The 21,870-nt window shown below is 34.1% G+C and carries 22 protein-coding genes; 17 read left to right on the top strand and 5 right to left on the bottom strand.

What is annotated here, in order from left to right; all coding sequences use genetic code 11:
• Positions 1-5: 5 nt before the first annotated feature.
• Positions 6-485 carry a cyclic-di-AMP-binding protein CbpB gene (gene cbpB / locus BUB96_RS02510; RefSeq protein WP_073295872.1) on the top strand — a complete coding sequence of 160 codons (480 nt, stop codon included), beginning with the start codon at positions 6-8 and terminating at the stop codon, positions 483-485.
• Positions 486-544: 59 nt separating this feature from the next.
• Here cbpB and BUB96_RS02505 read toward each other — a convergent pair whose 3' ends face one another.
• The gene (locus BUB96_RS02505; RefSeq protein ID WP_073295867.1) at positions 545-1,426 is read right to left on the bottom strand and encodes a mechanosensitive ion channel family protein; all 882 of its coding nucleotides are present in this window, start codon (positions 1,424-1,426) and stop codon (positions 545-547) included.
• A gap of 217 nt (positions 1,427-1,643) precedes the next feature.
• Between BUB96_RS02505 and BUB96_RS02500 the strand changes: the two genes are divergently transcribed.
• From BUB96_RS02500 to BUB96_RS02490, 3 genes are all read left to right on the top strand, one after another.
• Positions 1,644-2,051: a DUF948 domain-containing protein gene (locus tag BUB96_RS02500; RefSeq protein ID WP_073295864.1), complete on the top strand. Its 408-nt coding sequence runs from the start codon at positions 1,644-1,646 to the stop codon at positions 2,049-2,051.
• A gap of 30 nt (positions 2,052-2,081) precedes the next feature.
• Entirely contained in the window at positions 2,082-2,489 is a 408-nt protein-coding gene (locus BUB96_RS02495) for a YtxH domain-containing protein (protein WP_073295860.1), read from the top strand.
• A 156-nt stretch (positions 2,490-2,645) separates the two neighbouring features.
• Positions 2,646-3,434: a (S)-acetoin forming diacetyl reductase gene (locus tag BUB96_RS02490; protein WP_073295855.1), complete on the top strand. Its 789-nt coding sequence runs from the start codon at positions 2,646-2,648 to the stop codon at positions 3,432-3,434.
• A 752-nt stretch (positions 3,435-4,186) separates the two neighbouring features.
• Here the strand turns inward: BUB96_RS02490 and BUB96_RS02485 are convergent.
• Positions 4,187-5,305, bottom strand: coding sequence for an aminopeptidase P family protein (locus BUB96_RS02485; protein WP_073295851.1), 1,119 nt, complete (start codon positions 5,303-5,305; stop codon positions 4,187-4,189).
• A 214-nt stretch (positions 5,306-5,519) separates the two neighbouring features.
• Here BUB96_RS02485 and ccpA point away from each other — a divergent pair, with 214 nt between their 5' ends.
• The gene (gene ccpA / locus BUB96_RS02480) at positions 5,520-6,524 is read left to right on the top strand and encodes a catabolite control protein A (protein WP_073295848.1); all 1,005 of its coding nucleotides are present in this window, start codon (positions 5,520-5,522) and stop codon (positions 6,522-6,524) included.
• A 175-nt stretch (positions 6,525-6,699) separates the two neighbouring features.
• Here the strand turns inward: ccpA and BUB96_RS10390 are convergent, their stop codons facing one another.
• Together BUB96_RS10390 and BUB96_RS02460 are read right to left on the bottom strand one after the other, a co-directional pair.
• A complete protein-coding gene (locus BUB96_RS10390; RefSeq protein ID WP_084136730.1) occupies positions 6,700-9,339 on the bottom strand; it encodes a transglycosylase domain-containing protein in 2,640 nt (879 codons plus the stop codon).
• Between the two features lie 154 nt (positions 9,340-9,493).
• The gene (locus BUB96_RS02460) at positions 9,494-10,249 is read right to left on the bottom strand and encodes an NAD-dependent epimerase/dehydratase family protein (RefSeq protein ID WP_073295842.1); all 756 of its coding nucleotides are present in this window, start codon (positions 10,247-10,249) and stop codon (positions 9,494-9,496) included.
• Between the two features lie 280 nt (positions 10,250-10,529).
• Between BUB96_RS02460 and BUB96_RS02455 the strand changes: the two genes are divergently transcribed.
• Positions 10,530-11,963 (top strand): C40 family peptidase, encoded by a 1,434-nt coding sequence (locus BUB96_RS02455; protein WP_073295838.1) that lies wholly within the window; start codon positions 10,530-10,532, stop codon positions 11,961-11,963.
• Positions 11,964-12,097: 134 nt separating this feature from the next.
• Here BUB96_RS02455 and BUB96_RS02450 read toward each other — a convergent pair whose 3' ends face one another.
• Positions 12,098-13,903 (bottom strand): M3 family oligoendopeptidase, encoded by a 1,806-nt coding sequence (locus tag BUB96_RS02450; protein WP_073295835.1) that lies wholly within the window; start codon positions 13,901-13,903, stop codon positions 12,098-12,100.
• 119 nt (positions 13,904-14,022) lie between these two features.
• Between BUB96_RS02450 and BUB96_RS02445 the strand changes: the two genes are divergently transcribed.
• The 11 genes from BUB96_RS02445 (at position 14,023) to BUB96_RS02395 (ending at position 21,856) form a co-directional block, all read left to right on the top strand.
• Positions 14,023-14,523, top strand: a complete 501-nt coding sequence (locus BUB96_RS02445; protein WP_073295832.1) for a VanZ family protein — start codon at positions 14,023-14,025, stop codon at positions 14,521-14,523.
• A gap of 98 nt (positions 14,524-14,621) precedes the next feature.
• Positions 14,622-15,335 carry a hydrolase gene (locus BUB96_RS02440; protein WP_073295829.1) on the top strand — a complete coding sequence of 238 codons (714 nt, stop codon included), beginning with the start codon at positions 14,622-14,624 and terminating at the stop codon, positions 15,333-15,335.
• Positions 15,336-15,439: 104 nt separating this feature from the next.
• A complete protein-coding gene (locus BUB96_RS02435; protein ID WP_073295826.1) occupies positions 15,440-16,162 on the top strand; it encodes a YebC/PmpR family DNA-binding transcriptional regulator in 723 nt (240 codons plus the stop codon).
• Positions 16,163-16,476: 314 nt separating this feature from the next.
• Positions 16,477-17,559: a competence type IV pilus ATPase ComGA gene (comGA, locus tag BUB96_RS02430; RefSeq protein ID WP_234945779.1), complete on the top strand. Its 1,083-nt coding sequence runs from the start codon at positions 16,477-16,479 to the stop codon at positions 17,557-17,559.
• Positions 17,513-18,574: a competence type IV pilus assembly protein ComGB gene (gene comGB / locus BUB96_RS02425; protein WP_073295820.1), complete on the top strand. Its 1,062-nt coding sequence runs from the start codon at positions 17,513-17,515 to the stop codon at positions 18,572-18,574. Before comGA ends, comGB begins: the two co-directional genes overlap by 47 nt.
• A gap of 1 nt (position 18,575) precedes the next feature.
• The gene (comGC, locus tag BUB96_RS02420) at positions 18,576-18,884 is read left to right on the top strand and encodes a competence type IV pilus major pilin ComGC (RefSeq protein WP_234945778.1); all 309 of its coding nucleotides are present in this window, start codon (positions 18,576-18,578) and stop codon (positions 18,882-18,884) included.
• Complete coding sequence (comGD, locus tag BUB96_RS02415; protein WP_073295817.1) at positions 18,884-19,357, top strand: competence type IV pilus minor pilin ComGD; 474 nt, start codon at positions 18,884-18,886, stop codon at positions 19,355-19,357. Before comGC ends, comGD begins: the two co-directional genes overlap by 1 nt.
• The gene (locus BUB96_RS02410) at positions 19,335-19,646 is read left to right on the top strand and encodes a hypothetical protein (RefSeq protein WP_073295814.1); all 312 of its coding nucleotides are present in this window, start codon (positions 19,335-19,337) and stop codon (positions 19,644-19,646) included. The genes comGD and BUB96_RS02410 overlap by 23 nt, the downstream gene beginning before the upstream one ends.
• Positions 19,624-20,160, top strand: coding sequence for a competence type IV pilus minor pilin ComGF (locus BUB96_RS02405; RefSeq protein WP_073295811.1), 537 nt, complete (start codon positions 19,624-19,626; stop codon positions 20,158-20,160). The genes BUB96_RS02410 and BUB96_RS02405 overlap by 23 nt, the downstream gene beginning before the upstream one ends.
• Positions 20,118-20,609: a hypothetical protein gene (locus BUB96_RS02400; RefSeq protein WP_073295808.1), complete on the top strand. Its 492-nt coding sequence runs from the start codon at positions 20,118-20,120 to the stop codon at positions 20,607-20,609. The genes BUB96_RS02405 and BUB96_RS02400 overlap by 43 nt, the downstream gene beginning before the upstream one ends.
• A gap of 170 nt (positions 20,610-20,779) precedes the next feature.
• The gene (locus BUB96_RS02395) at positions 20,780-21,856 is read left to right on the top strand and encodes an aminopeptidase P family protein (RefSeq protein WP_327020641.1); all 1,077 of its coding nucleotides are present in this window, start codon (positions 20,780-20,782) and stop codon (positions 21,854-21,856) included.
• Positions 21,857-21,870 lie beyond the last annotated feature (14 nt).

Below are 21,870 nucleotides of genomic sequence, written 5' to 3'. Positions count from 1 at the left end.
ATACAATGATTAGTAAACGAATGGAAAAAATGTTGATTGAAGATATGGATTCGTTAGTCAAACCAGCAAATGAAGTGGCCGTAGTTGGGACGTCTAATACTTTAGATCACGCTTTATTATTAATGACAACTAATAAATATTCAGTAGTTCCCGTGATTGATGAAAAATCTAAAATAAAAGGTCTGATTTCAATGCCTGTTATTATAGAAGCTATAATGGATATTGAAGATGTTCGCTTTGATAAGCTAGGAGAAATAAAAGTAGAAGAAATTATGGATACAGATTTCCCCGTTGTAACCATGGATTTTGAATTGGAAGATATATTGAGAATGTTGGTACATACTGCCTTTATTTCGGTTGTTGATGACGACGAGGTCCTCATTGGAATTATTACTCGTCAAGAAATTTTAACGGGCACCAATCGAATTGTTCATAATTTTGAACGTGTTTATGATGTGAAAGACCGAGAAGCAGAAAGAGTATAGTCGAAGAGAAGATGAAAGAATCCAGCATACAATGATATGCTGGATTCTTTTAGAATTTATTATTGTAAATCGATATCTCCATATGGTAAATCAATGCCGGCATTAGATAATGTATAAACATAGCTTTCATAGAATTTAAACATTACATTATATTGTGCGCCGGGTTTTGTATACATAATGACACGCATTGTTAATTGATTTTTATCGTTAGAAACAAAGAGAATTTCTTTGGGAGGAACTGTAATTTCTGGAAAATCCGCGACTAATTGAGTATTCATATCTTTTACAACTTTTCGTACTTTATTTACATCGGTATCTGGAAAGAGACGAACATCCACCATGGCTCGCATATCTCCTTTTGAGCGATTGCTAATAATGGTAATTTCTCGGTTTGGAATATAATGCATGGTCCCATCAAAATCTTTGACTTGAACATTTCTCAAATCAATATTAATCACGGTTCCCGAGATATCATTAATTTCTACCTCATCCCCAATATTCAATTGTCTTCCGCTTAATATGGTAAAACCATTGACCAAATCAGAAACAAATCCTTGAGCTCCTAAAGATACAGCCAAACCAACAACTCCCGCACTAGCTAGTAAGGTACCTACAGGAAAGTTGAATATTTCTAAAACGGTATAGATCAAAAAGAAATAAAAAACCGTATGGTAAACATTTTTAACGACTCTATAAATCGTTTCATATCGATTAGATCCTTGATGTTCTTTTTTTATGAATCGTTTAAAGCCTTTTTCAATCGCCCATTTTGCGATAAGATTGACGACAAAGAAAACGAATAAAGTAAAAAGTAATCTTACAGAAATTAAAATTCCTTTTCTTACAATATCTTCCCAATCAAATGAAGCAATTAATTTTTCAATAAAGGTCTTATTTGGAACTTCATCTAATTCTTCTAAAGTACTTGCTACATACATCATCTACAACACTCCAATAGTTAACGTTTATAATTGAATCTCTTTATTCATTCTATCAATAATAATCTTTAAATGCAGTAATCTAATTTAGAATTTAAAAAGTTTTGAAATCCTTCTTTAAAGAAATGTTTTTTCACTTCTGATGCTGTATAATTTGCAAAACTCAATTATATAATGGTATGCTAACTGTAGAAATTAATTAAAAGAGAGAGTGATTAGTATGAATTTAACGGGTGGAGAAATTGCTGGATTAATTGCCGCAATCGCATTTGCAATTCTTGCTATTTCCTTAGCAGTAGTTATTTTCAAAGCTGGTAGTGTGATAGGAGAATTGAATACTACGATAGACGAAGTAAACAAAACGATCACCGTACTAACGAAGAATACGGATCATTTATTGATTGAAGTAGAGGGTTTATTGAATAAATCCAATACAACTTTAAATGACGTCAATGGTAAATTGAGTTTAACCGATCCATTGTTTAAAGCAGTAGGTGATTTAGGTTTATCTGTATCTGAACTGAATAATGCAACGAAAAACTTAACAACTCAGTTAAGTGGAAGCGCAAAAAAAGGTTCAACAATCGGTATTTCACGAAAAGTTGGAGAAAAAGTCTCTAGACTTTAAGAGTCATTTTGAAAGAGGAGTGTGCCAAGAATGATTGATAAAATTAGAAATGAAAGCCGAGCAGAAGGCTTTATAATGGGAGCGGTAGTTGGTGCTGCAGCTGCAGCTATTGCATCATTATTATTTGCACCTAAATCCGGAAAAGATCTTCGAAAAGATATTAGCGAAGGAACAAGTAAGACACTTGAACAAGCGGATGATTATTTAGATACGGCAAAGCAAAAAGGTTCGCAGATGGTAGATGATGTAGAAAAATCTGCTTCTGAATATTTCAACTTAGCTGGAGATAAAACCGATGATGTGGTCTCCAAAACAAAGAAATTATTCGAGAAAAAAGCAGACAAAGCAGAAAAAGCAGTTGAAGAAACTACAGATTCCTTAAAAGACAAATATAATGATAAAGGTCAAAAATATAACACTTATCAATATAGAAGCTAAGAAATAAAAGAACTTTGCTAAAAGAGATCGGAGTCAAAATGACTTCGGTCTTTTTTAATGATGACTTGTGCAAGTATTAACAAAGAATGCTTGACAACAAAAAACTATAGGAATAAAATATTTACATACTATAGAATAGAAAGAAGAGAAAATAAAATGGGTGAAGATATTAAAGGTAACAAAGTTGCTTTTGTCACAGGTGCAGGGCAAGGAATTGGAAGAGCGATTGCAGAAAGACTATCCTCTGATGGTTTTAAAGTTTCATGTGCAGATCTTAACTTAGAGACAGCTAAAGAAACAGCGGATAACATCCAAAAACAAGGTGGAGATGCGATTGCTATAAGCGTAGATGTTTCTGATCGAGATCAAGTCTTTTCCGCAGTTGAAGAGACCGTGGAAAAATTAGGAGAATTAGATGTAGTCGTTAACAATGCAGGTATCGGACCTTCTACACCAATTGAAAGCATCACACCTGAAATTTTCCATAAAGTTTTTGATATTAATGTTGGTGGAACACTTTGGGGAATTCAAGCAGCAGTAGCAGCATTTAAAAAACTTGGACATGGCGGTAAAATCATTAATGCTTCTTCTCAAGCTGGTCAAGTTGGTAATCCAGAACTTGCAGTATATGGTGGAAGCAAATTTGCTATTCGTGGAATTACTCAAACAGCTGCAAAAGATTTAGCTGATCTTGGTATTACAGTGAATGCTTTTTGCCCTGGAATTGTTAAAACACCGATGATGAATGGCATTGCTCAAGAAGTAGCTGATGAAGCAGGAGAATCGTTCGAATGGGGAATGAATCAATTTGCTAAAAATATCACTCTAAAACGTCTTTCTGTTCCAGAAGATGTAGCAGCTTGTGTTTCCTACCTAGCCGGATCAGATTCAGACTACATGACCGGCCAATCCTTAGTCATTGACGGCGGTATGGTGTTTAATTAAAATTTTCATTTAATCCTATTATTGAAAGCATCCTAAGAGAAGTTTAAAAAAACTCTTTTAGGGTGTTTTATTTTTTGTCTTTTTTTTGATAAAAGATATTTGGATTATCTCTAACTAAGAGGGTTCTCACGTTAAGATAAATGGATTGTCTTTAATCAAGAAGGCTCTCACGTCAAGATATCTGAAATAACTTTACGCTAGACGGATCTCCCTTCAAGTTAAGTGGATTATCTTTAACTGAGAGTGTTCTCACGTCAAGATATCTGGAATAACTTTACGCTAGATGGGTCTCACGTCAAGTTAAGTGGATTATCTTTAACTAAGAGTGTTCTCACGTTAAGATAAATGAATTGTCTTTAACCAAGAAGATTCTCGCGTCAAGTTATTTGAAATTAAAACTCAAAATAACAAGTTTGCTTTGCTTTAAGACAAGTTTACTTAACATCAAAATAGTGCTTCATTATACTTAATTTGAAAAGCGAAGTTTTATGGAAGAAGAGACCAGAAGAAAAGTAACTGAAATATTATTTGCAAGTTTTATAGGTGCGCTTGCTATATTAGCTGCGCCATTTTTATTTCATATTTTTAATTAGCTAATTCATTTTTTACGAACCTCTTACAATTAAGAAAGCTAATCCATAAATTAAAAAGCACTTCATTTTTCCCAGAGCTTACTCTGCATGATAAATGAAGTGCTTTTTATTCTTCGTTAATTTGAGAAACTAACGGAATGGATAATAAATATAGTAGACTTATTTAACTAATGTATACAATTCTTTATCCATGAGTGTAAATGGCTCGCAACCATCCTCAGTTACATATACACAATCTTCAACGCGAACCCCGACTTCGCCAGGAATATAAATTCCAGGCTCGATGGAGAAGCACATGCCGGGTTCTAATATCGTTTCATTGGAACCATGGATGCTTGGAAATTCATGGGCTGTTTTTCCGATTCCATGGCCTAAGCGATGATTAAAGTATTCACCATATCCTGCATCCTCAATGACTTTACGTGCAATTTGATCAAGATCACCTGCACGCATTCCAGGTTTCACCGCTTCTTGAGCCGTTCTTTGCGCTTCTAAGACGATTTCGTAAACTTCCTTTTCTTTTTCGTTCACTTCACCAAAAGCAATCGTTCGAGTAGCATCACTTGCGTAACCATTATAAATGACCCCTAAATCAAACAAGGCAAATTCATTTTGTTTCAATTTGCGATCGCCAGGATTTCCATGCGGATTCGCTGCATGATCACCAAAGAGGACGAGAGTAGAGAAACTCATTTCTGAAACGCCTCGTTTTTTCATCTCCATATCAATTATTGCGGCAACTTCTTGTTCGGTAATCCCTTCAACTAATGAATCAATTCCGATTTGTAAAGCTTCATCCGCTAATTCACCTGCAGCCATCATTTTATCAATTTCATTGGATGTTTTTACTACACGCATTTGGTCGATGATGGAGCCAATATCTTCAGAAGAGATTGTATGATCTGGTTGTTGAGTATCTAAGAATGCTTGGCTAAGTTTATTGTATCTTTCAACAGTCAATGTTGTTTCATCTATACAAAAGAAGTTAATTTCATTCACTAATTTAGAAGTTTCTTTTGCAATAATCTTCCAAGGATTTTCTTCATCATTGTAAGTATAAATATTTTCTACATTCGACTGACTCTTTGCTTCTTCTTTTTCTAAAGCAGGGACAAATAAAAAGTGATCTTTCTGAGTAACAATATAAGCTACGATTCGTTCATGCGGATTACTTTCAAAATTGGTAAAATAAGCTACCGCATTTGGATTATCTAAATAAACCACATCAATATTCTCTGAAATCATATAATCTTGTAAACTATTTAGTTGTTGCTTCATATTTTCGAACTCCTTCTCTTTTATATTATTCTTATTATAGTTCTAACTTACTAAAAATGAAAGATATTCATCATTTTATGAAAATTCGTACGATTATTTTCATAAAATAGATGAAAGCGATTAATTAAGATTGAAAATCTTTTCATACTTTGTTAAAGTAGAGTCTGTAAATATAATCTAAAAATTTAATAAGAAAAAGAAATGAGGACATGAGATGGCAAAACAAACTGTCACCATATATGATGTTGCTCGTGAAGCGGGCGTTTCTATGGCCACTGTATCCCGAGTCGTTAATGGAAATCCAAATGTAAAACCTTCAACAAGAAAAAAAGTAACAGATGTTATTGATCGATTAAATTATCGACCAAATGCTGTAGCTCGAGGATTAGCTAGTAAGAAAACAACAACCGTTGGGGTAATTATACCTGATGTAACGAATTTATACTTTTCTTCTTTAGCTCGAGGAATAGACGATATTGCATCAATGTATAATTACAATATCATTCAAGCAAACTCAGATGGGGATTCAAAAAAGGAAATAAAAGTGTTAAATACCATTTTAGCTCAACAAGTGGATGGTATAATCTTCATGGGGCATCAGTTAAGTGATGAAGTGGCCAAAGAAATTGATTTGACGGACACACCTGTCGTTTTAGCAGGAACGATTGATGAAACCAATGAACTTCCAAGCATAGTCATTGATTATAAAGAAGCGATTAAAGATTCGACTCAATTGCTTATTGATAATGGCCATGAAAATATTGCTTTACTTGGAATTGATAAGGAGTCTAAAAAGCAAAAAATAAGTGCAGAAGGTTATAAAGAAGCCATTGAAAATGCAGGCTTAAACTACAATGAGTCATTCATTATTCGAACATCAGCCGATTTAAATGTATTGGATGCTGCGGACTTAGTAAATCGTTTAACAGATTTAGGCGTTACAGCTGCAACAGTTGAAGATGATCGGATTGCAATTTCATTGTTGAATGAATTAATCGAACAGGGCATAAAAGTACCAGAAGATTTTGAAATTGTTACTTCAAACAATTCACCATTAGTTGATTTATCAAGACCAAAACTTACAACAGTAACACAACCGTTGTATGACTTGGGAGCTGTAGCGATGCGTTTATTAACAAAATTAATGAATAAAGAAGAGACAGATGAGCTACACATTACCTTACCTTATAAATTAACTGAAAATGGTACGACAAAATAAATAAAATGAATTTAAAAAGAGTAGCACAAATAAGTGTTGCTCTTTTTTTCTTTTGATCGTAATAGGAGAGGGGAAAGTTGAAATTTAAAACAATATATAATAAGGATAAAAAAAGAGGACACATTTTTAATCTGTGTCCTCTTTAATATTTGTTTATGTGTATGAATAGTAAGGTTTATTCATCATCTTCGGAATCTGAGTTATTTTCTTCAGAGTCTCCTTCGTCTTCTTTATCTTCTTTTTCTTCAGAATCATCCGCTTTATCGTCATCATCTGAGTTATTCTTCTCTTCTTTTTCCTTTTCTTTCTCTTCTTTTTTGTCGGTTTCTGACTCTTTCTTTTTTTCTTCTTTTTCTTTCTTTTTCTCGTCTTCTTTTTTGTCTTTTTCTTTTTTCTTCTCTTCTTTTTTATTGCTTTCTTTCTTTTGGCTATTGGAGTGGTTATTCCAAAAACTGTTTAATTCAGAAGATTTAGCACCAATAGAAAAGTCATACGTTGTAGTACCCGGTACATTGTCGCGATCAAAAATTTCAGTTTTTGTACTTCCAGATATTTGCACGGTACGATTATTTGGTAAAGAAACTTTTCCAGACTTCATTCCTGTAGAAGCAAGCACAGACTCACTGACGATGCTGTTATCATCTGGAGGATTCATACGGTCATTTACTTTTAAGAGATCTGGTTTTAAATTGTAAACTACATTCATAATATTCGACCAATTACGAATATTTCTTTGAGCAGGAGTTAGACCACCAAAGTTTTGAAGGCTTAGTTTTTGATTATCGTAACCCATCCAAGTGACTAAGGATACACCAGGAGTAACCCCTGCATACCACACATCGACTGTTTCGTTAGTTGTCCCGGTTTTAGAAGCTAAATCAGCGTTAAAATTCAAGTATTGTGAAGAAGCTCTCCCGGTTCCTTGTGTTGTAACATCTCTTAACATGTCATATAGTAAATAATTTGTTGTTTCCGACCAAACACGAGTTGGATTCGGTTCGTGTTCAAAGACAACTTCGCCTTCTCCATTTTCAATTTTTTCAATGACGTAAGGTTCGTTAAAGACTCCTTTATTTCCAATGGCAGCGTAGGCACCTGCTAATTCTGTTGCAGTAGGTCCTGAGTTAAAACCACCTAATGACGCTGATGGATAAGAGAAATCATCATCACTGATTGCTTCTGGTCCAATACCCATTGCACGAATATATTTTGCTGGGTTTATATTTTTCTCTAACATGCCTAAGTAAATCTTTGTATTAGGAATGTTTTGAGACATTTGCAACCAATATCTTGCATCGCGCCAATCATTGGTTGTCCGACCAACGTTACTTATACTATGCGTTCCTGATGTCCCATCTGGAACAATTAATTCAGTATCCGGAATGACAGTTGCCGGTGTAATAAAATGCTCAGCTAGAGCAGGGCCATAGGTCATTAAAGGTTTAATAACAGAACCTGAACTACGGCGTGAGTTAAAAGCAATATTAAATTCGGAATATTCATAGTCTCGACCACCAACAAAAGCGAGCACTTTCCCTGTTGTGTTTTCAGTAAGGGTTCCAGCTACTTGTGTCGGGTATTCGATGGTTTGTGTTTCGCCATCATCGTCTGTATAAGACATTGTTTGGGTCGAACCAAATTGATCTTGTGTTTCTGTTACACGTTGTTGAATGGCTCGGTGTAGAGTAGGGTCGAGCGTACTATAGATTTTATAGCCATTATTTCTCATTTCAAAGTCTGCTTTTTCAAAGTAATCCTCTTTAAGATCAGGATTATCCGCGAGTTGTTCATTTGTGATTCCATCTTCTTCAAGCATCAAATTGATAAGAATACTTCGTCCTTCACTTTCAACAAGATCATATTCATAAGAATGTGATGGGTTTTTCTCGTCCTCATCGGATTTTTTCAAAAAGTCAGCAACTATATCATAATCACGTGCTGCTTCATAATCTTCTTTATTAATATATCCTTCTTGAAACATACTATAAAGAACTTCATGTTGTCGATTAATTCCAGAAGATAAATCCTCTTTAATGTCACCTTGTTGAGTATAAGGGCTGTATGAAATAGGGCTTTGTGGAAGTCCGGCTAAATAGGCGGCTTGAGGTAAATTAACCTCTGACGCTGAAACTCCAAATAATCCCTGAGCGCCTTCTTCAACACCGGCAATATTTTGCCCTAGATTATTTCTTCCAAAAGGAGAAACATTCATATAAGCTTCTAAAATTTCTTCTTTGTCAAAATTATTTTCTAAATGTAGAGCGTATAAAATTTCGATAGCTTTACGTGAGTGAGTCACTTCGCTACTCAATATTTGTTGTTTAATCAACTGTTGGGTAAGAGTAGAACCTCCTGTGACCGATTGAGCACTTAATAATTCTTGAGCGGCGGCACGTACTAAAGCTTTAGGAACAATCCCTTTATGGATAGAAAAGTTTCTGTCTTCTGTAGCGATAATAGCATCGAGAACTAGAGGGGAAATATTTTCTAATTCAACAGGAGACCGAATTAAATCTGTACGTAAATCACTAATTTTCGAATTATCCACATAAAAGAGTGTGGATTTTCGATTGTAATCATTTATTTGTGTTTCCATTTCTACATGAGTGGGTTCTGAAATATCTTCAACTAAGGAAGCAAAATATCCAAGAGCCGCACCACCACCTAAAAATGCTACTACAATTAAAATCAAAACAATGAATCCAAAGAATGCTTTAAATACTCTATAAATAATATCAAAGTAGTCACTAAATTTCTTACCTAGTTTTTTCAATTTTTTATTATTGAAAAAATTATCTTTTTTATCTGAACTCATCAATGGCACCTCCAGATCAGATTTTTTATATCTTTATCACTATATAATTTATTTTTACCATAATGATTTTTAATTATAGCAAATAGTCATTTTTTTAGCAAAAATGGATGGACCATTGAATATTGGGTCTTAACAAATTTGAATAGGGGATTATTTATCTGGACTTAAAGATCTCATTCATCTCAAACGCATCGTCTTGAGGTTCATAACCTAATTGAACATGGGCTTCTTCATAAGAGAGACGAGGGAAGGAGTTTTTTGAAATGCCGTTTATGATTAGAAATGGTTCTTTAAGTTCTGCTTCTAAACAGCAATCGATCAAATGATTCATATCGCGTTTAGATAAAAACATGGCCATTCCATTTTTGTCTGCATCTTTAGCTAATTCCTCATCACTAGCTTTATAATCAGCAATACGAATACCAATCGATTCCATTCCATGAGTATACGCATAATACGAAGCCAAACCTTCTAGATAAACCTTAGAGACCCCATATAAATCGGCCGGTCGTACAGGATCTGTTGCTTTAACCTGAACATATTCAGGATAAGCATCCACGGCATGGATAGAACTTGCAAAAATGATTCTTTTTAACTTTTTAGATTTTTTAGCTTCTGCATATAAATTATGGGGCAATTTATAATTCAATTCCAATAGATCCCCATAAAATTCAGCTTCCGCATCAGCTTGTCCAGCTAGCTGAATGACATATTCAATATCATCTAAAAGACCGGTCCAATTTTTTTCATCGACTAAATCTTTCTTCTCAATATTTACTTGTTTTTTTAAATCATCAGGGAAATCAGAAAAGTCACGACCAACGACGGTTAACTCATGTTGATGGACCAGATGTTTTGTTAACTCCAAACCGATTGTCCCTGTAGCACCTGTTATAAGTATTTTAGCCATTAAAATGCCTCCTAATTTTGTAAAAGATTCACTTTTAACTAGCCTACTTATTAATACCTAAGAATGCAATTGTTATGCACAAAATAGAACATAGGCTGAGGTTTTATTCATAAAATTGTTAAATGAGAATGTTTAAGAAAAACAAGCGAAATATTACAAGAAAACCTATTTTTTGTAATGTGTATGATACACAGAGATAACATTCAAATGGTATTATACTTTCAGACCTACCGATTAATCGGTAAATATGAAATTGGTGGTACAATTTGGAGGTACTTTTGTGAAGAAAAAATTATTTATATCCTTATTATCAGCTACAGTATTAAGCACTTCACTAATGGGCGCTGCACCAGTTTTTGCAGACGAATTTGACACACAACTCGATGAAGCACAGCAAACTGCTGCACAAAATGAACAAGCAGCGAATGAATTAAATGAAATTATTAGTCAATTAACCAATGAAAAAAATAATACACAAGCCGCTTTAACTAGCTTAGAGAATGAAATTCAAAAAAAAGAGTCACTTTTAACAGAAGCTATGAATAATCTTGAATTATCAAAAACTGAAATGAATCAATTGCAAGAAGAAATTGAAAAATTAGAAGAAAATATAGCTCGTCGTGAAGACAAATTAGAAGAGCAAGCTCGAAAAATTCAAGTGAGTGGAAATTCAGTATCGTATCTTGAGTACATATTAGAATCTGAATCTTTGACAGATATCTTTGCACGAATTGATGTAGTAACTAATATTATTCAATCAAGTAATAATATGATGGAAGACCAAATCAAAGATAAAGAACAAGTGGACCAAAAAACAAAAGAAACAGAACAAAAAATCGTTCAACAAAATGCGATAGCAGGAGAGTTAGAACAAGCATCTGCTCAACTTGAAAGTCAAAAAGCTTCTCAAGAAGCTTTAGTTGTTCAATTAGAAATAGAACGTAGTACCGCTTCTGCAGATAAAGAAAGCTTAATCACAGAAAGAAATGAAGCATTAAAACGAGTAAATAATATTCAAAATGAACGAGAAATTGCTCGTGCTGCAGCCCAAGAAGCAGAAGAAGAGCGTGCTCGTCAAGAAGAAGTAACCGAGGAAGTAGTGGAAGAGACTACAACTACGGAAGTAGCAACTGCCTCTGTAGCACCTGCTTCATCGAACCGTGAAAGTTCAAACGGTGGTTCTACACCGAACAGTCAACCTGCTTCGGAAGAAACATCTACTAATACGAATAATGGTGGCGGAAATACTCAAGGCTCTACAACACCTACACAATCAGCACCAACACAGTCAACACCTAAGCCTGAGTCAAAACCTAAACCAAAACCTAAACCACAGCCAAAACCTGAAACGACACCTCCAGCAGCTTCTGGTAATGTTTTATCGATTGCTGGTAATTATGTGGGAATCCCTTATGTATGGGGTGGGAAAACGCCAAATGGTTTTGATTGTTCTGGTTTTACTAAATATGTCTTTGCACAATCAAATAAATCTATTCCGGCAGGATCTTCAGCACAATACGCTGGGGCAACAAAAGTTTCAAACCCACAACCCGGAGACCTAGTATTCTTTGGAAGAGGTTCCGTTTCACACGTTGGAATTTATGTAGGAAATGGTCGTTTCATAGGAGCACAAACCTCTACAGGAGTTGCTTATACGACTGTAAGTAGCTTTAGTAAATATGGTTCTCCTTTAATTGGATATGGCCGTTATTAATATTTAAATTTAAAAAAGTCTCCCTGTCTGTCAGGAAGACTTTTTCATTTGCAAAAATATAAATATAATCAAGAAGAAAGAGGATACCGAATTTAGACGGTATCCTCTTTCTTCATTTTTTACTAAAAAGTCAATTAAACATATTTTTCTGTAAGCTCTAAAAATTCATCAATATCTTCATGTGTACGATCAATCGCTTCTTGCCAGAAGTCTGATTTTCTTAAATCAACTTGTAAATGTTTTTGGGCAAGATCTTCTGTAGACATGCTAGCTGTATCTCTAAGTAGAGCAATGTATTCCTCTTCAAAAGAACCATCCGTTTCAAGTGCACGTGCATAAATCCCCAAACTAAAGAAGTAACCAAAAGTATAAGGAAAATTGTAGAAAGGAACCCCTGTATTATAAAAATGTAATTTAGCTGCCCAAAACATTGGATGATAAGTCTCTAAGGCATCTTTATAAGCTTCTTTTTGTGCGTCTAGCATAAGTTCAGAAAGTCGTTTTGCAGAGACAATTCCTTTTTGTCTTTCTTCGTGAAAGATTCTTTCAAAAAGATAACGAGCATGAATATTCATCATCATTGTAGCACTACGAGATATTTTTTCATCCAACAAACTAATTTTTTCAGCTTCCGAATTCGCATTTTCAATCGTTGCATCAGAAACAATAAGTTCAGCAAAGGTAGAGGCTGTTTCGGCAACGTTCATCGCATATTTTTGATTTAAGATAGGTAAGTCTCGCAAAACGGAACTATGGAAAGCATGACCCAATTCATGGGCTAGAGTAGAGACGTTATCGGAACTGCCTGAGAAGGTCATGAAAATTCGAGATTGTTTAGATTCAGGAAGATTTGCACAATAGCCTCCAGGTCTTTTTCCAGGACGATCTTCAGCTTCTATCCACTGTTCTTCGAACGCTTGCTCGGCTAATTGAGCCATTTTAGGACTAAATGATTCAAAGTTTTCCATAATAAAATCTGCAGCTTCTGTAAAGGTATATTCTTTTTCTTCAAAGTCTCCAACATTGACAGCAGCTGTTACGTCCAACCAACTTAATTTTTTTAAATCCAATAATTTAGCTTTACGCTCAAAATAATCAACGATTTTTCCTTTATTCGCCGAAATCGTATCCCACATAGCATTTAATGTGTCACTTTCCATTCGGTTATATTCTAAAGGAGGTTCCATATAATCTAAAATTTCATGAGCTTCGTATTTGCTTAAACGAAAACCAGCTAAATGGTTTAAGGTGTTGGCAAAAAGGTCGGCTTTCTCTGCCCAAGCATTTTCCCAAGATTCAAGCATTTCTGAACGTTTTTTGGAATCTTTTTCAGCATTCATTTTGTTTTCTGCTTGTCCGGCTGAATAGCTAGTTATTTCTCCTGCTTCTTCAAAAGGAACTTCAATGGCAGCTACCAACTCATTGTACATAGTTCCCCAGCCTTGAAAACCATCGACGGAAAGATTATTTAGTAATTCTTCTTCTTCCGTAGATAATAGTTTTTGAGCTTGTTCTCTTATTTCATTTAAGGGAAAGGCACTTTGCTTAAAAGTTTTTTGTTCTAGTAAATGTTTAAAAGCTTCATCTGAAATGTCTGTGATTTTCTTTTGAAAAACGACCAGACTGTTTGATAATTTTGTAGATAGTTGGGTTACGATATTTAAGTTTGTACGAGCAGCGGTGTCATTGACATCTGCTGATGATAAACCAGAAATAAAAGTTCGGGTCTCCCCAATTCCTTTTTCTAAAGTTTCGCGTTCAGATAAAATAATTTCTAATTGTTTATAATCTGGAGCATCCTCTTGACTATTCCAATCATTTACTAATCTATCAAATTTTTTTAATTTCTCTTGGAGATTTGAAATCTTTTCATGAAACGCTGGTGAATCGCTTCCTCCAGCGAAGACACTCTCCATATCCCACGTGTTTTTATAATTCATATAATGCTTCCTTTCTTTCATTTTCTTTTAATATTACTTATTCTAACGAAAAAAGATTTAAAATACGAATAATCTCAGTTAAAATAGAAAAGAAACTAAATGAAGTATAGGATGATTAAATGCAAAAGAAATTAACAACAAAAGATCATATTTATTTACTCTTACCCTTTTTCATTATGGGATTATTGTATTGGAGCTCTTCTATGACGGCCGAAACCCAAAGTTTGCAGCCTACATTGGAAGTTTTTATGGGAGGGAAACCTCTGGAAACCTTTCTAACTCGCTTTCAGTTTCAATATGGTGGAAAAGTAATTTCCATTCAGAATTTAGGTTATTTTTCTTTTATTGAATTTTTTATTCGAAAAGGCGCACATTTTTTTAGTTATTTTGCACTAGGATTTTTCTGGGTTTTAGGTTTAAAAAAGAGAATTCGAGAAGAGTGGCTGACGATTCTTCTATCAATATTGCTTTGTATCGGTTATGCTTCCTTTGATGAGTTACGCCAAAGTTTTAATCCAGGACGAACAGGATTAATGGTAGACGTTATTTTAGATACAGCTGGGGCGATCACAGGTGTTGGTATGGCATGGTTTTTAACCAAAAAGAAGATTATTCAATAAAGTTTCAAAGAATATTATTAAGATGTTCATTAAATTTATATATATATTATGAGTTATTCTTGTTAAAATGACTGAAAGAAAAATATAGGAGGGATACTATGGGACCAAAACATGATAAAATCAGACCGAGTATTCAATCAAAATTTCGTACGGAATTAATTTTGACACCAGATGCTATCCGAAGAGCCTCAGGAATTATTATTAACGGAAGGAGATATAAATCTTTCTTATTTTCGTCGGATGTAGCGACCATTATGTATACAGATGCAGATGCGGTTTTAGCCGTCTATCCTTATACACCGCATCCTTCAATTATAAAAGCATTGACATTAGTTTCGCCAGCACCCCTGGCTGCTGGAGTAGGGGGTGGGGTTACACAAGGACCTCGTTCTGGTGTTATTGCCCAATTTGCAGATGCCTATGGTTGTATGGCGGTTGTTTTAAATGCAGCAGCAGGAATAGACACAGTCAAAGCCGTAAATGACGCTATTGATATTCCAATTATTTATACAGTGATTTCTGATTATCAAGACCTCGATGAATATATAGAAGCTGGTGTATCTATTTTAAATATTAGTGGTGCAAAAGATACCACCAAAATTGTAAAACATGTTCGTGCATTGTATCCAGATATCCCAATTATCGCAACTGGCGGAAAAAAAGATGAACACATTATCGCAACGATTGAAGCCGGAGCAAATGCCATAACGTATACTCCTCCTACTACGCAGGCTGTATTCCAAAAAAATATGGATAATTATCGAAAAGACTTGTTAGCCGAACATGAGGAAGAACACCTCGAAGAATTTTAAGTGTATAAAATATCCTTAATGTTCACACCCTATTCAAAAAGTCGTTAAAGTCTGTTATAATAGTATTGTCTGTGAGGATAATTAGATTTAAGGGAAGTGAAAAGATGGCAGGACATTCAAAATGGAATAATATTAAAGAACGAAAAGGCGTACAAGATAAAAAACGTGGAAAAATATTCCAAAAACTTGTAAAAGAAATCTATCAAGCCGCTAAAGATGGTGGACCAGATCCAGAAACCAATTCAGCTTTGCGTTTAGCAATGGATAAAGCGAAAGCAAACAATATGCCAAATGACAACGTAGATCGTGCCATTAAGCGTGCAACAGATCCTAGCGAAAGTGCAAATTATCATGAAATTGTATATGAGGGATATGGCCCCAATGGCGTGGCTGTTTTAGTCGAAACATTAACAGATAATACTAACCGTACAAGTTCAACCGTCCGAGTAGCTTTTGATCGAAATGGTGGATCTCTTGGTGAAAAAGGTTCTGTTAATTATTTATTTAATCGTAAAGGTTATATTGCCATTGAACGTGAAAACTTAGATATTGATGAAGATACCATGTTATTAAGTGCATTAGAAGCTGGAGCAGAAGATCTAGAAACATCGGATGAAGTTTTTGAAATTTATACGGCAGGTTCTGATTTTGCGCAAGTAAGAGATGCCTTAGAAGTTGATTTCGAATTAGCTCAAGCAGAATTAACTATGGTACCTACTATGTTTGTTCCATTAGATGATGAATCAAAAGAAACCTTTTTAGGTCTCATTGATGCTTTAGAAGATAATGATGATGTAAATGATGTTTATCATAATGCAGAAATGTAAATGAAGCCTTACTAAATAAAATAAAAAAGCTGAAATCTGGGATCTTTCCAGGTTTCAGCTTTTTTAATAAACAATTCATTTTAGGTGCTCACGAATTTTATTCTATTTCATGAGCATCTTTTTATATTGAAAGAAGTAAAAAATTAAATCTATTTCAAAATTCTCCCTCAACGGTTTGAAAAACCTGTAAAAAAGGAAAAATACGGTCATTTTAAGAAAAAACGAAGAAAAATGAACTATTTTAAAATAATTTCGAGAAAATCGACTTTTTTGGCTAATTATATATATAGGCCCCTTTTTTAGTGAGCAAATAAATGAATGAGGTGGATAAGATGGTCATTGAAGAATTCACAAAATTTTTAATTCATAATGCAAGAGAATATGGAACTAGTGATATACATATTCTTCCAAACAAAAATATATATGGGATATATTTTCGATTAAATGGAAGAATGGAACGGCAATATTCTATAAGTATAGAAGAAGGAAATCGAATCGTCTCTTATTTTAAGTATTTAGCGAATTTAGATGTGGGAGAACGGAGGAGACCGCAGAGTGGCTCTTTATCTTATGAATTTTCAAAAAATGAATTTCAAGATTTAAGATTATCGACGATTGCTAATTTTCAAGGCCAAGAGTCGTTGGTCATTCGTTTATTAGAAATCCAAACAGAAATGGTTTTAGAAAAGAGCACCTTATTACCCCAAGAGTTGGAGATGATGCAACGACTTATTCAATACAAAAGTGGTTTGATTTTATTTTCTGGACCCGTCAACTCAGGAAAAACAACAACCATGTATGAACTTGTAAGGAATCGAATGAAACAATCGAAAATGCAGGTTATTTCTATAGAGGATCCCGTGGAAATTAAAGAGGATAATTTCTTACAAATTCAAGTGAATGAGAAAGCAGGAAACACCTATGAAAATTCATTGAAAGCAAGTTTGAGGCATCACCCAGATATCATTATCGTTGGTGAAATACGCGATGAAGAGACTGCGCGAATGGCGATACGTGGAGCTTTAACAGGACATTTGATTATTGCCAGCATTCATGCGAAAAATGCGGAAGGAGTTATAGCCCGTATGAATGAATTAGAGGTTTCTTTAGAAATGTTGCAGCAAACAATCCTCGCCATCGTCTTTCAAAAATTAGTGCCGATTTACTGTGGACTATGTGAAGATAATTGCCAAATTTATTGCACACACCATCCAATTAATAGTAAGAGAGCTGCTTTATATGACGTTTTAACGAGTGAAGAATTCCAAAGTCTGCGCATAGATAATGTTAAAGAATTTAAAGTTGAGCGTCCAAGAAGCTTTAATCAATTGTTAAGGAAGGTGTTAGTGTATGGATTTATTTCTGAAGAAACTTATTATCAGTATTACATCCCGTGAAAGGCCGAATGAGAAAGGCGTCTTTTTAAAGCGAATAGGGGCTTTACTTGAAGAGGGCTACTCGATGAAAGATGCACTTGTTTTTTTATCAAAGATTGAAAAAGATATATCTGGAAAATGGGTCGTCTCAATTCAAAAGGGGATGCTTTTAGGGAATTCATTTCATTCAGAATTAGAAAAGTTGGGTTTTCCAACAAAGGTTTGTGCACAGATATATTTTGCTTCCCATTATGGAGATTATGGACAAACGATTAATCGATGTGGCGAACAATTATTAAAAGAGTTGAATCAGAAAAAGAAATTAAAATCTCTATTAACGTATCCTTTACTATTACTTGCTTTTTTATTTGGAATGCTTTTAATGATGCGCTTTTTGATTTTACCTCATATGGAAGTATTATTTATAAGCTTTGATACAACAACAGAGATAGATTCAAATTGGATTGTCCAATTTATTTATTATTCGCCACAAATTATTCTGGGAAGTCTAGGATTATTAGCTTTAGGGGTTTTAGGACTTCATAACAAATTAAAGAAAGGAACGGTGATTGATGGGATTACATTCTTTATAAAACTGCCATTTTTAGGAAGCTATTTAAAAGATTATTGGACGGCTTTCTTTTTTCAAGAATGGGGTGAATTACTTAAAAATGGTTGTAGTTTTCAAGAAGCAATTCTGATTATGCAAAAGGAAGGAGCGTCACGATTATTGCAAGAAACAGGGAGTCTCTTATCGCAACAGATGCAGTTAGGGCAATCAATCAATGAAGCTTTAGCAAGTCTACCTTTCTTTCATGAAGAAGCGATTATGGTTATTACACATGGAGAAAGTTTAGGGAAATTAAGTACAGAAATGTTAGTTTATGCATCCTATTGTGAAAATGAATTAACAAATAAAATGGAAAAATTAATGAGTAAAATACAACCCGTCATTTTCTGCTTTATTGCGCTAATGATTATCGCAATCTATGCATCTTTAATGCTACCTATATTTTCATTAATGGAGGGAATTTAAATTGAGAAAAATAATTAAAAAACTGAAAAATGAATCCGGTTTTACTTTGTTAGAAATGTCTATTGTAATTATGATTATCGCTGCTTTACTCTTATTAATTATTCCAAATGTAAGCAAAGTAAATAAGACAACAGATGAAACAACGAGTAAAGCAGTCGTAAATACAGTGGAAACTCAGATAGAACTTTACAAAATGGAAAATCCGAGTACAGATCTTTCAGGGGATGCTTTATTGGAAGAATTAAAGAATAAACAATGGATAACTGAAAAACAGGTAGATGCTTACAAACGTTCACAGAAGATTGAGTAATGAATGGGAAAAAAATTAAAATAGAAGAGAAGGGTTTTACCTTACTAGAAACTTTACTAGTCTTAATGATTACTTCTTCTTTATTATTATTTTCAGTTTTATCAATTAAGAATGTAACAGAGACCATACAAATTGATTTATTTTTTCGTGAGCTAACTTCAAAAATTACCAACATGCAAACACATGCTATCTTGCATGATCAAACGACAGATATTCAATTTTATCCCCAAAATAACGTGATAAAATTTCGTGTAGTGGATGCCAATGCACAAAATGAATTCCTTAAAGAAACATGGGAACTAGATAATCCCTATTATCGTTTAAGCGGAACGTCGATAAAAGAATTTGCATTTAAAAAAGGGTCAGGAAATATTACAAAATCAGATCGAATTTATATTCATACTACAAAAGGAGAATATGAATTGGTTTATTTAATGGGAAGTGGTCGCTTTGAAATACGAGAAAGAAACTGAACAAGGATTTTTGTTACTAGAAAGCTTAGTTACCTTAGGAATGATCGCCTCAATCAGTCTAATGTTATACCCCATGATTGCCAGATGGATGATTCTTCGACAAGAAGCTAAGGATGAAGTAGAGTTAAACCGAATCTTTTATGAAACGTCGATCGATTGGAAAAGCACACAATCCATGGAAAGAAAACATAAAGGGTACACGATCGAATCAAAGGAAAATAAGTTATCCGTAGAAAAAGGAAATCAAAAGATTGAGGTCTATCTTAATGGCTATGAATTTGAAAAGTGAATCTGGCTTTACTTTGTTGGAAGCCATGGTTGCATTGATGATGACAGCTTCTATTTTATTGTTATTAATGGGTAGTCTCTTACAAGCAGATGCGATAAATCAAAAAATGGTTTCTGATGCGCAATTTTATGAAGAAACACAAGATTCTGTTGTAGGAGATCGGCAAATTGAGTGGCATCTATTTTTAAATCAATTAGAAAATTATTTACAAGGAAGCATAGATCCAGTCGTTGGGGAAAATTATTTAGAAGTTAAGGAAATGGACGAAGAGACGAATCGTTTAACTCCAGTGGTTTATAAACAGCCAGATAGTGGAAGTAAAAGAACTTTCCTTCAATATAAAAATAATGGAAAAATTCGGATGTTAACGGGGGTAGAGAAAGTAGACTTTTCAAGAGAAAACGGCTGGTTAACGTTAAATTTTAAATTTAGAAATAATCAATATTATACGGGCAGAATCTGGGTGGAAAGTTGGATAAAAGAAAAAGAAGAGATAGAAGAGATAGAAGATTAACGGACTTTAAATCAGAAAAAGGTTATTTATTAATCTCCACCTTATTCTTTTTAGTTTTCTCAGGACTCTTTTCCCATTCGATGATTAAGATTTCTGGCAATCAAATTATGCAACTGCGACAATTTTCGATAGCTTATAAAGCGAAAGGTGCTATGAATATGGGGGAAGAGTTATTAAAAACTTATCTCGAAGAAGAGAATGAGCCTCCTGAAAGAGGGCAAATTCGAACTTCGGTTGGTGATATTTTCATTAAAAAGAAATCTGAAGTTAGCTATCAATTGTTGCTTACATTGAATAATGGGGCTAATTTTTCAAGAGAAGTTAAAGTTCAACCGAAAAAAATAGAAGAACCGATTGAAGAAACTGAGATAGAGCCGAATGTGAAAGATGATAATCTAGAAGAAACGGAGAAAACGTTAGAGGAAAACAACAGGGAGATTAATGAATAAAAAATCATAAATAATTATACCAATGGTACTGAGGAGGTGAAAGTTCTTCTTCAGTACCATTTTTCAGTTTACATAATTTATGTCACCAAGGTATATTTCTGTTGTATAGTTTGCTATAATACAGAGTAGCTTAATGAATATTTAATGAAGTTATTGTTAGAAAGGTGAATATTATGAAACGAGTAGACAATGTAAGAGAAAAATTAGAAGAATTGGATTTAGATGCTTTATTAGTAACCAATATGTATAACGTCAGATACCTAGCAAATTTTACGGGGACGACAGGCTTAGTGGTTATCACAAAAGAAGAGGCATACTTTATAACAGATTTTAGATATACAGAACAAGCTGCAGCACAAGCTCAAGGTTTTGAAATTATCAAAAATGAAGGCCTTATTTATGAAGAGGTCGCAAAAATTGTTAAAAAAGATAATATTCAAAATTTAGGGTTTGAAGATACAAATATTACTTACGCTACATTTACTAAAATTAATGAAATTATTGACTGTGAATTAAAGCCAGTGACCGGCTTAGTTGAAAAACTACGTGAAGTAAAAACAGAAGATGAAATTGAAATTATTCAAGAAGCAGTAAATATTGCTGAAAAAGGTTTCGATTATATTTTAGGATTTGTAAAACCAGGAATTACAGAAATAGAAGTAGCTAATGAACTTGATTTTTATATGCGTAAACTTGGTGCAACAGAAGTTTCTTTTGATACAATCGTTGCAAGTGGTATTCGTTCTGCAATGCCTCATGGAGTGGCTAGTGATAAAATTATTGAAAATGGCGATATGGTAACGATTGATTTTGGTTGTTACTATAAAGGCTATGTTTCAGATATGACACGAACATTTGCAGTAGGGGATCCAGGTGAGCAATTAAAAGAAATATATGAAATTGTCTACCAAGCCAATAAAAAGGTAGCAGAAGTAGCTAAAGCGGGTATGACGGGAGCAGAGTTAGATGCAGTCGCTCGGGATTACATTACAGAGCATGGCTATGGAGAATCTTTCGGCCATACGACAGGACATGGGATTGGCTTAGAAATTCATGAAGGACCAGCAATTAGTTTCCGTAATGAAGAAGCACTTGTTGAAAATAATGTCATTACGAATGAACCGGGTATCTATATCCCAGGCCTTGGTGGAGTTCGAATAGAAGATGATTTAGTCATTACAAAAGATGGAAACTATAATTTGATGTCTTCTCCTAAAGAATTAACCATTATAGAGCCAAATATCTAAAGAGAAATAGTTTC

It is taken from the genome of Atopostipes suicloacalis DSM 15692 (genome assembly GCF_900129085.1).
GTDB lineage: Bacteria > Bacillota > Bacilli > Lactobacillales > Carnobacteriaceae_A > Atopostipes > Atopostipes suicloacalis.
This window is presented reverse-complemented; position numbering and strand designations above follow the sequence as displayed.

What these genes read in the sequence shown, in the direction of transcription:
- comGB (WP_073295820.1), top strand. Translation starts at nt 17,513, where the DNA reads ATGGATTTATTTCTGAAGAAACTTATTATCAGTATTACATCCCGTGAA.
- BUB96_RS02460 (WP_073295842.1), bottom strand. Translation starts at nt 10,249, where the DNA reads ATGGCTAAAATACTTATAACAGGTGCTACAGGGACAATCGGTTTGGAG.
- BUB96_RS10390 (WP_084136730.1), bottom strand. Translation starts at nt 9,339, where the DNA reads ATGAGTTCAGATAAAAAAGATAATTTTTTCAATAATAAAAAATTGAAA.
- BUB96_RS02435 (WP_073295826.1), top strand. Translation starts at nt 15,440, where the DNA reads ATGGCAGGACATTCAAAATGGAATAATATTAAAGAACGAAAAGGCGTA.
- BUB96_RS02445 (WP_073295832.1), top strand. Translation starts at nt 14,023, where the DNA reads ATGCAAAAGAAATTAACAACAAAAGATCATATTTATTTACTCTTACCC.
- BUB96_RS02495 (WP_073295860.1), top strand. Translation starts at nt 2,082, where the DNA reads ATGATTGATAAAATTAGAAATGAAAGCCGAGCAGAAGGCTTTATAATG.
- BUB96_RS02490 (WP_073295855.1), top strand. Translation starts at nt 2,646, where the DNA reads ATGGGTGAAGATATTAAAGGTAACAAAGTTGCTTTTGTCACAGGTGCA.
- BUB96_RS02505 (WP_073295867.1), bottom strand. Translation starts at nt 1,426, where the DNA reads ATGATGTATGTAGCAAGTACTTTAGAAGAATTAGATGAAGTTCCAAAT.
- BUB96_RS02405 (WP_073295811.1), top strand. Translation starts at nt 19,624, where the DNA reads ATGGCTATGAATTTGAAAAGTGAATCTGGCTTTACTTTGTTGGAAGCC.
- ccpA (WP_073295848.1), top strand. Translation starts at nt 5,520, where the DNA reads ATGGCAAAACAAACTGTCACCATATATGATGTTGCTCGTGAAGCGGGC.
- BUB96_RS02500 (WP_073295864.1), top strand. Translation starts at nt 1,644, where the DNA reads ATGAATTTAACGGGTGGAGAAATTGCTGGATTAATTGCCGCAATCGCA.
- BUB96_RS02440 (WP_073295829.1), top strand. Translation starts at nt 14,622, where the DNA reads ATGGGACCAAAACATGATAAAATCAGACCGAGTATTCAATCAAAATTT.
- BUB96_RS02485 (WP_073295851.1), bottom strand. Translation starts at nt 5,305, where the DNA reads ATGAAGCAACAACTAAATAGTTTACAAGATTATATGATTTCAGAGAAT.
- comGD (WP_073295817.1), top strand. Translation starts at nt 18,884, where the DNA reads ATGAATGGGAAAAAAATTAAAATAGAAGAGAAGGGTTTTACCTTACTA.
- cbpB (WP_073295872.1), top strand. Translation starts at nt 6, where the DNA reads ATGATTAGTAAACGAATGGAAAAAATGTTGATTGAAGATATGGATTCG.
- BUB96_RS02450 (WP_073295835.1), bottom strand. Translation starts at nt 13,903, where the DNA reads ATGAATTATAAAAACACGTGGGATATGGAGAGTGTCTTCGCTGGAGGA.
- comGA (WP_234945779.1), top strand. Translation starts at nt 16,477, where the DNA reads ATGAATGAGGTGGATAAGATGGTCATTGAAGAATTCACAAAATTTTTA.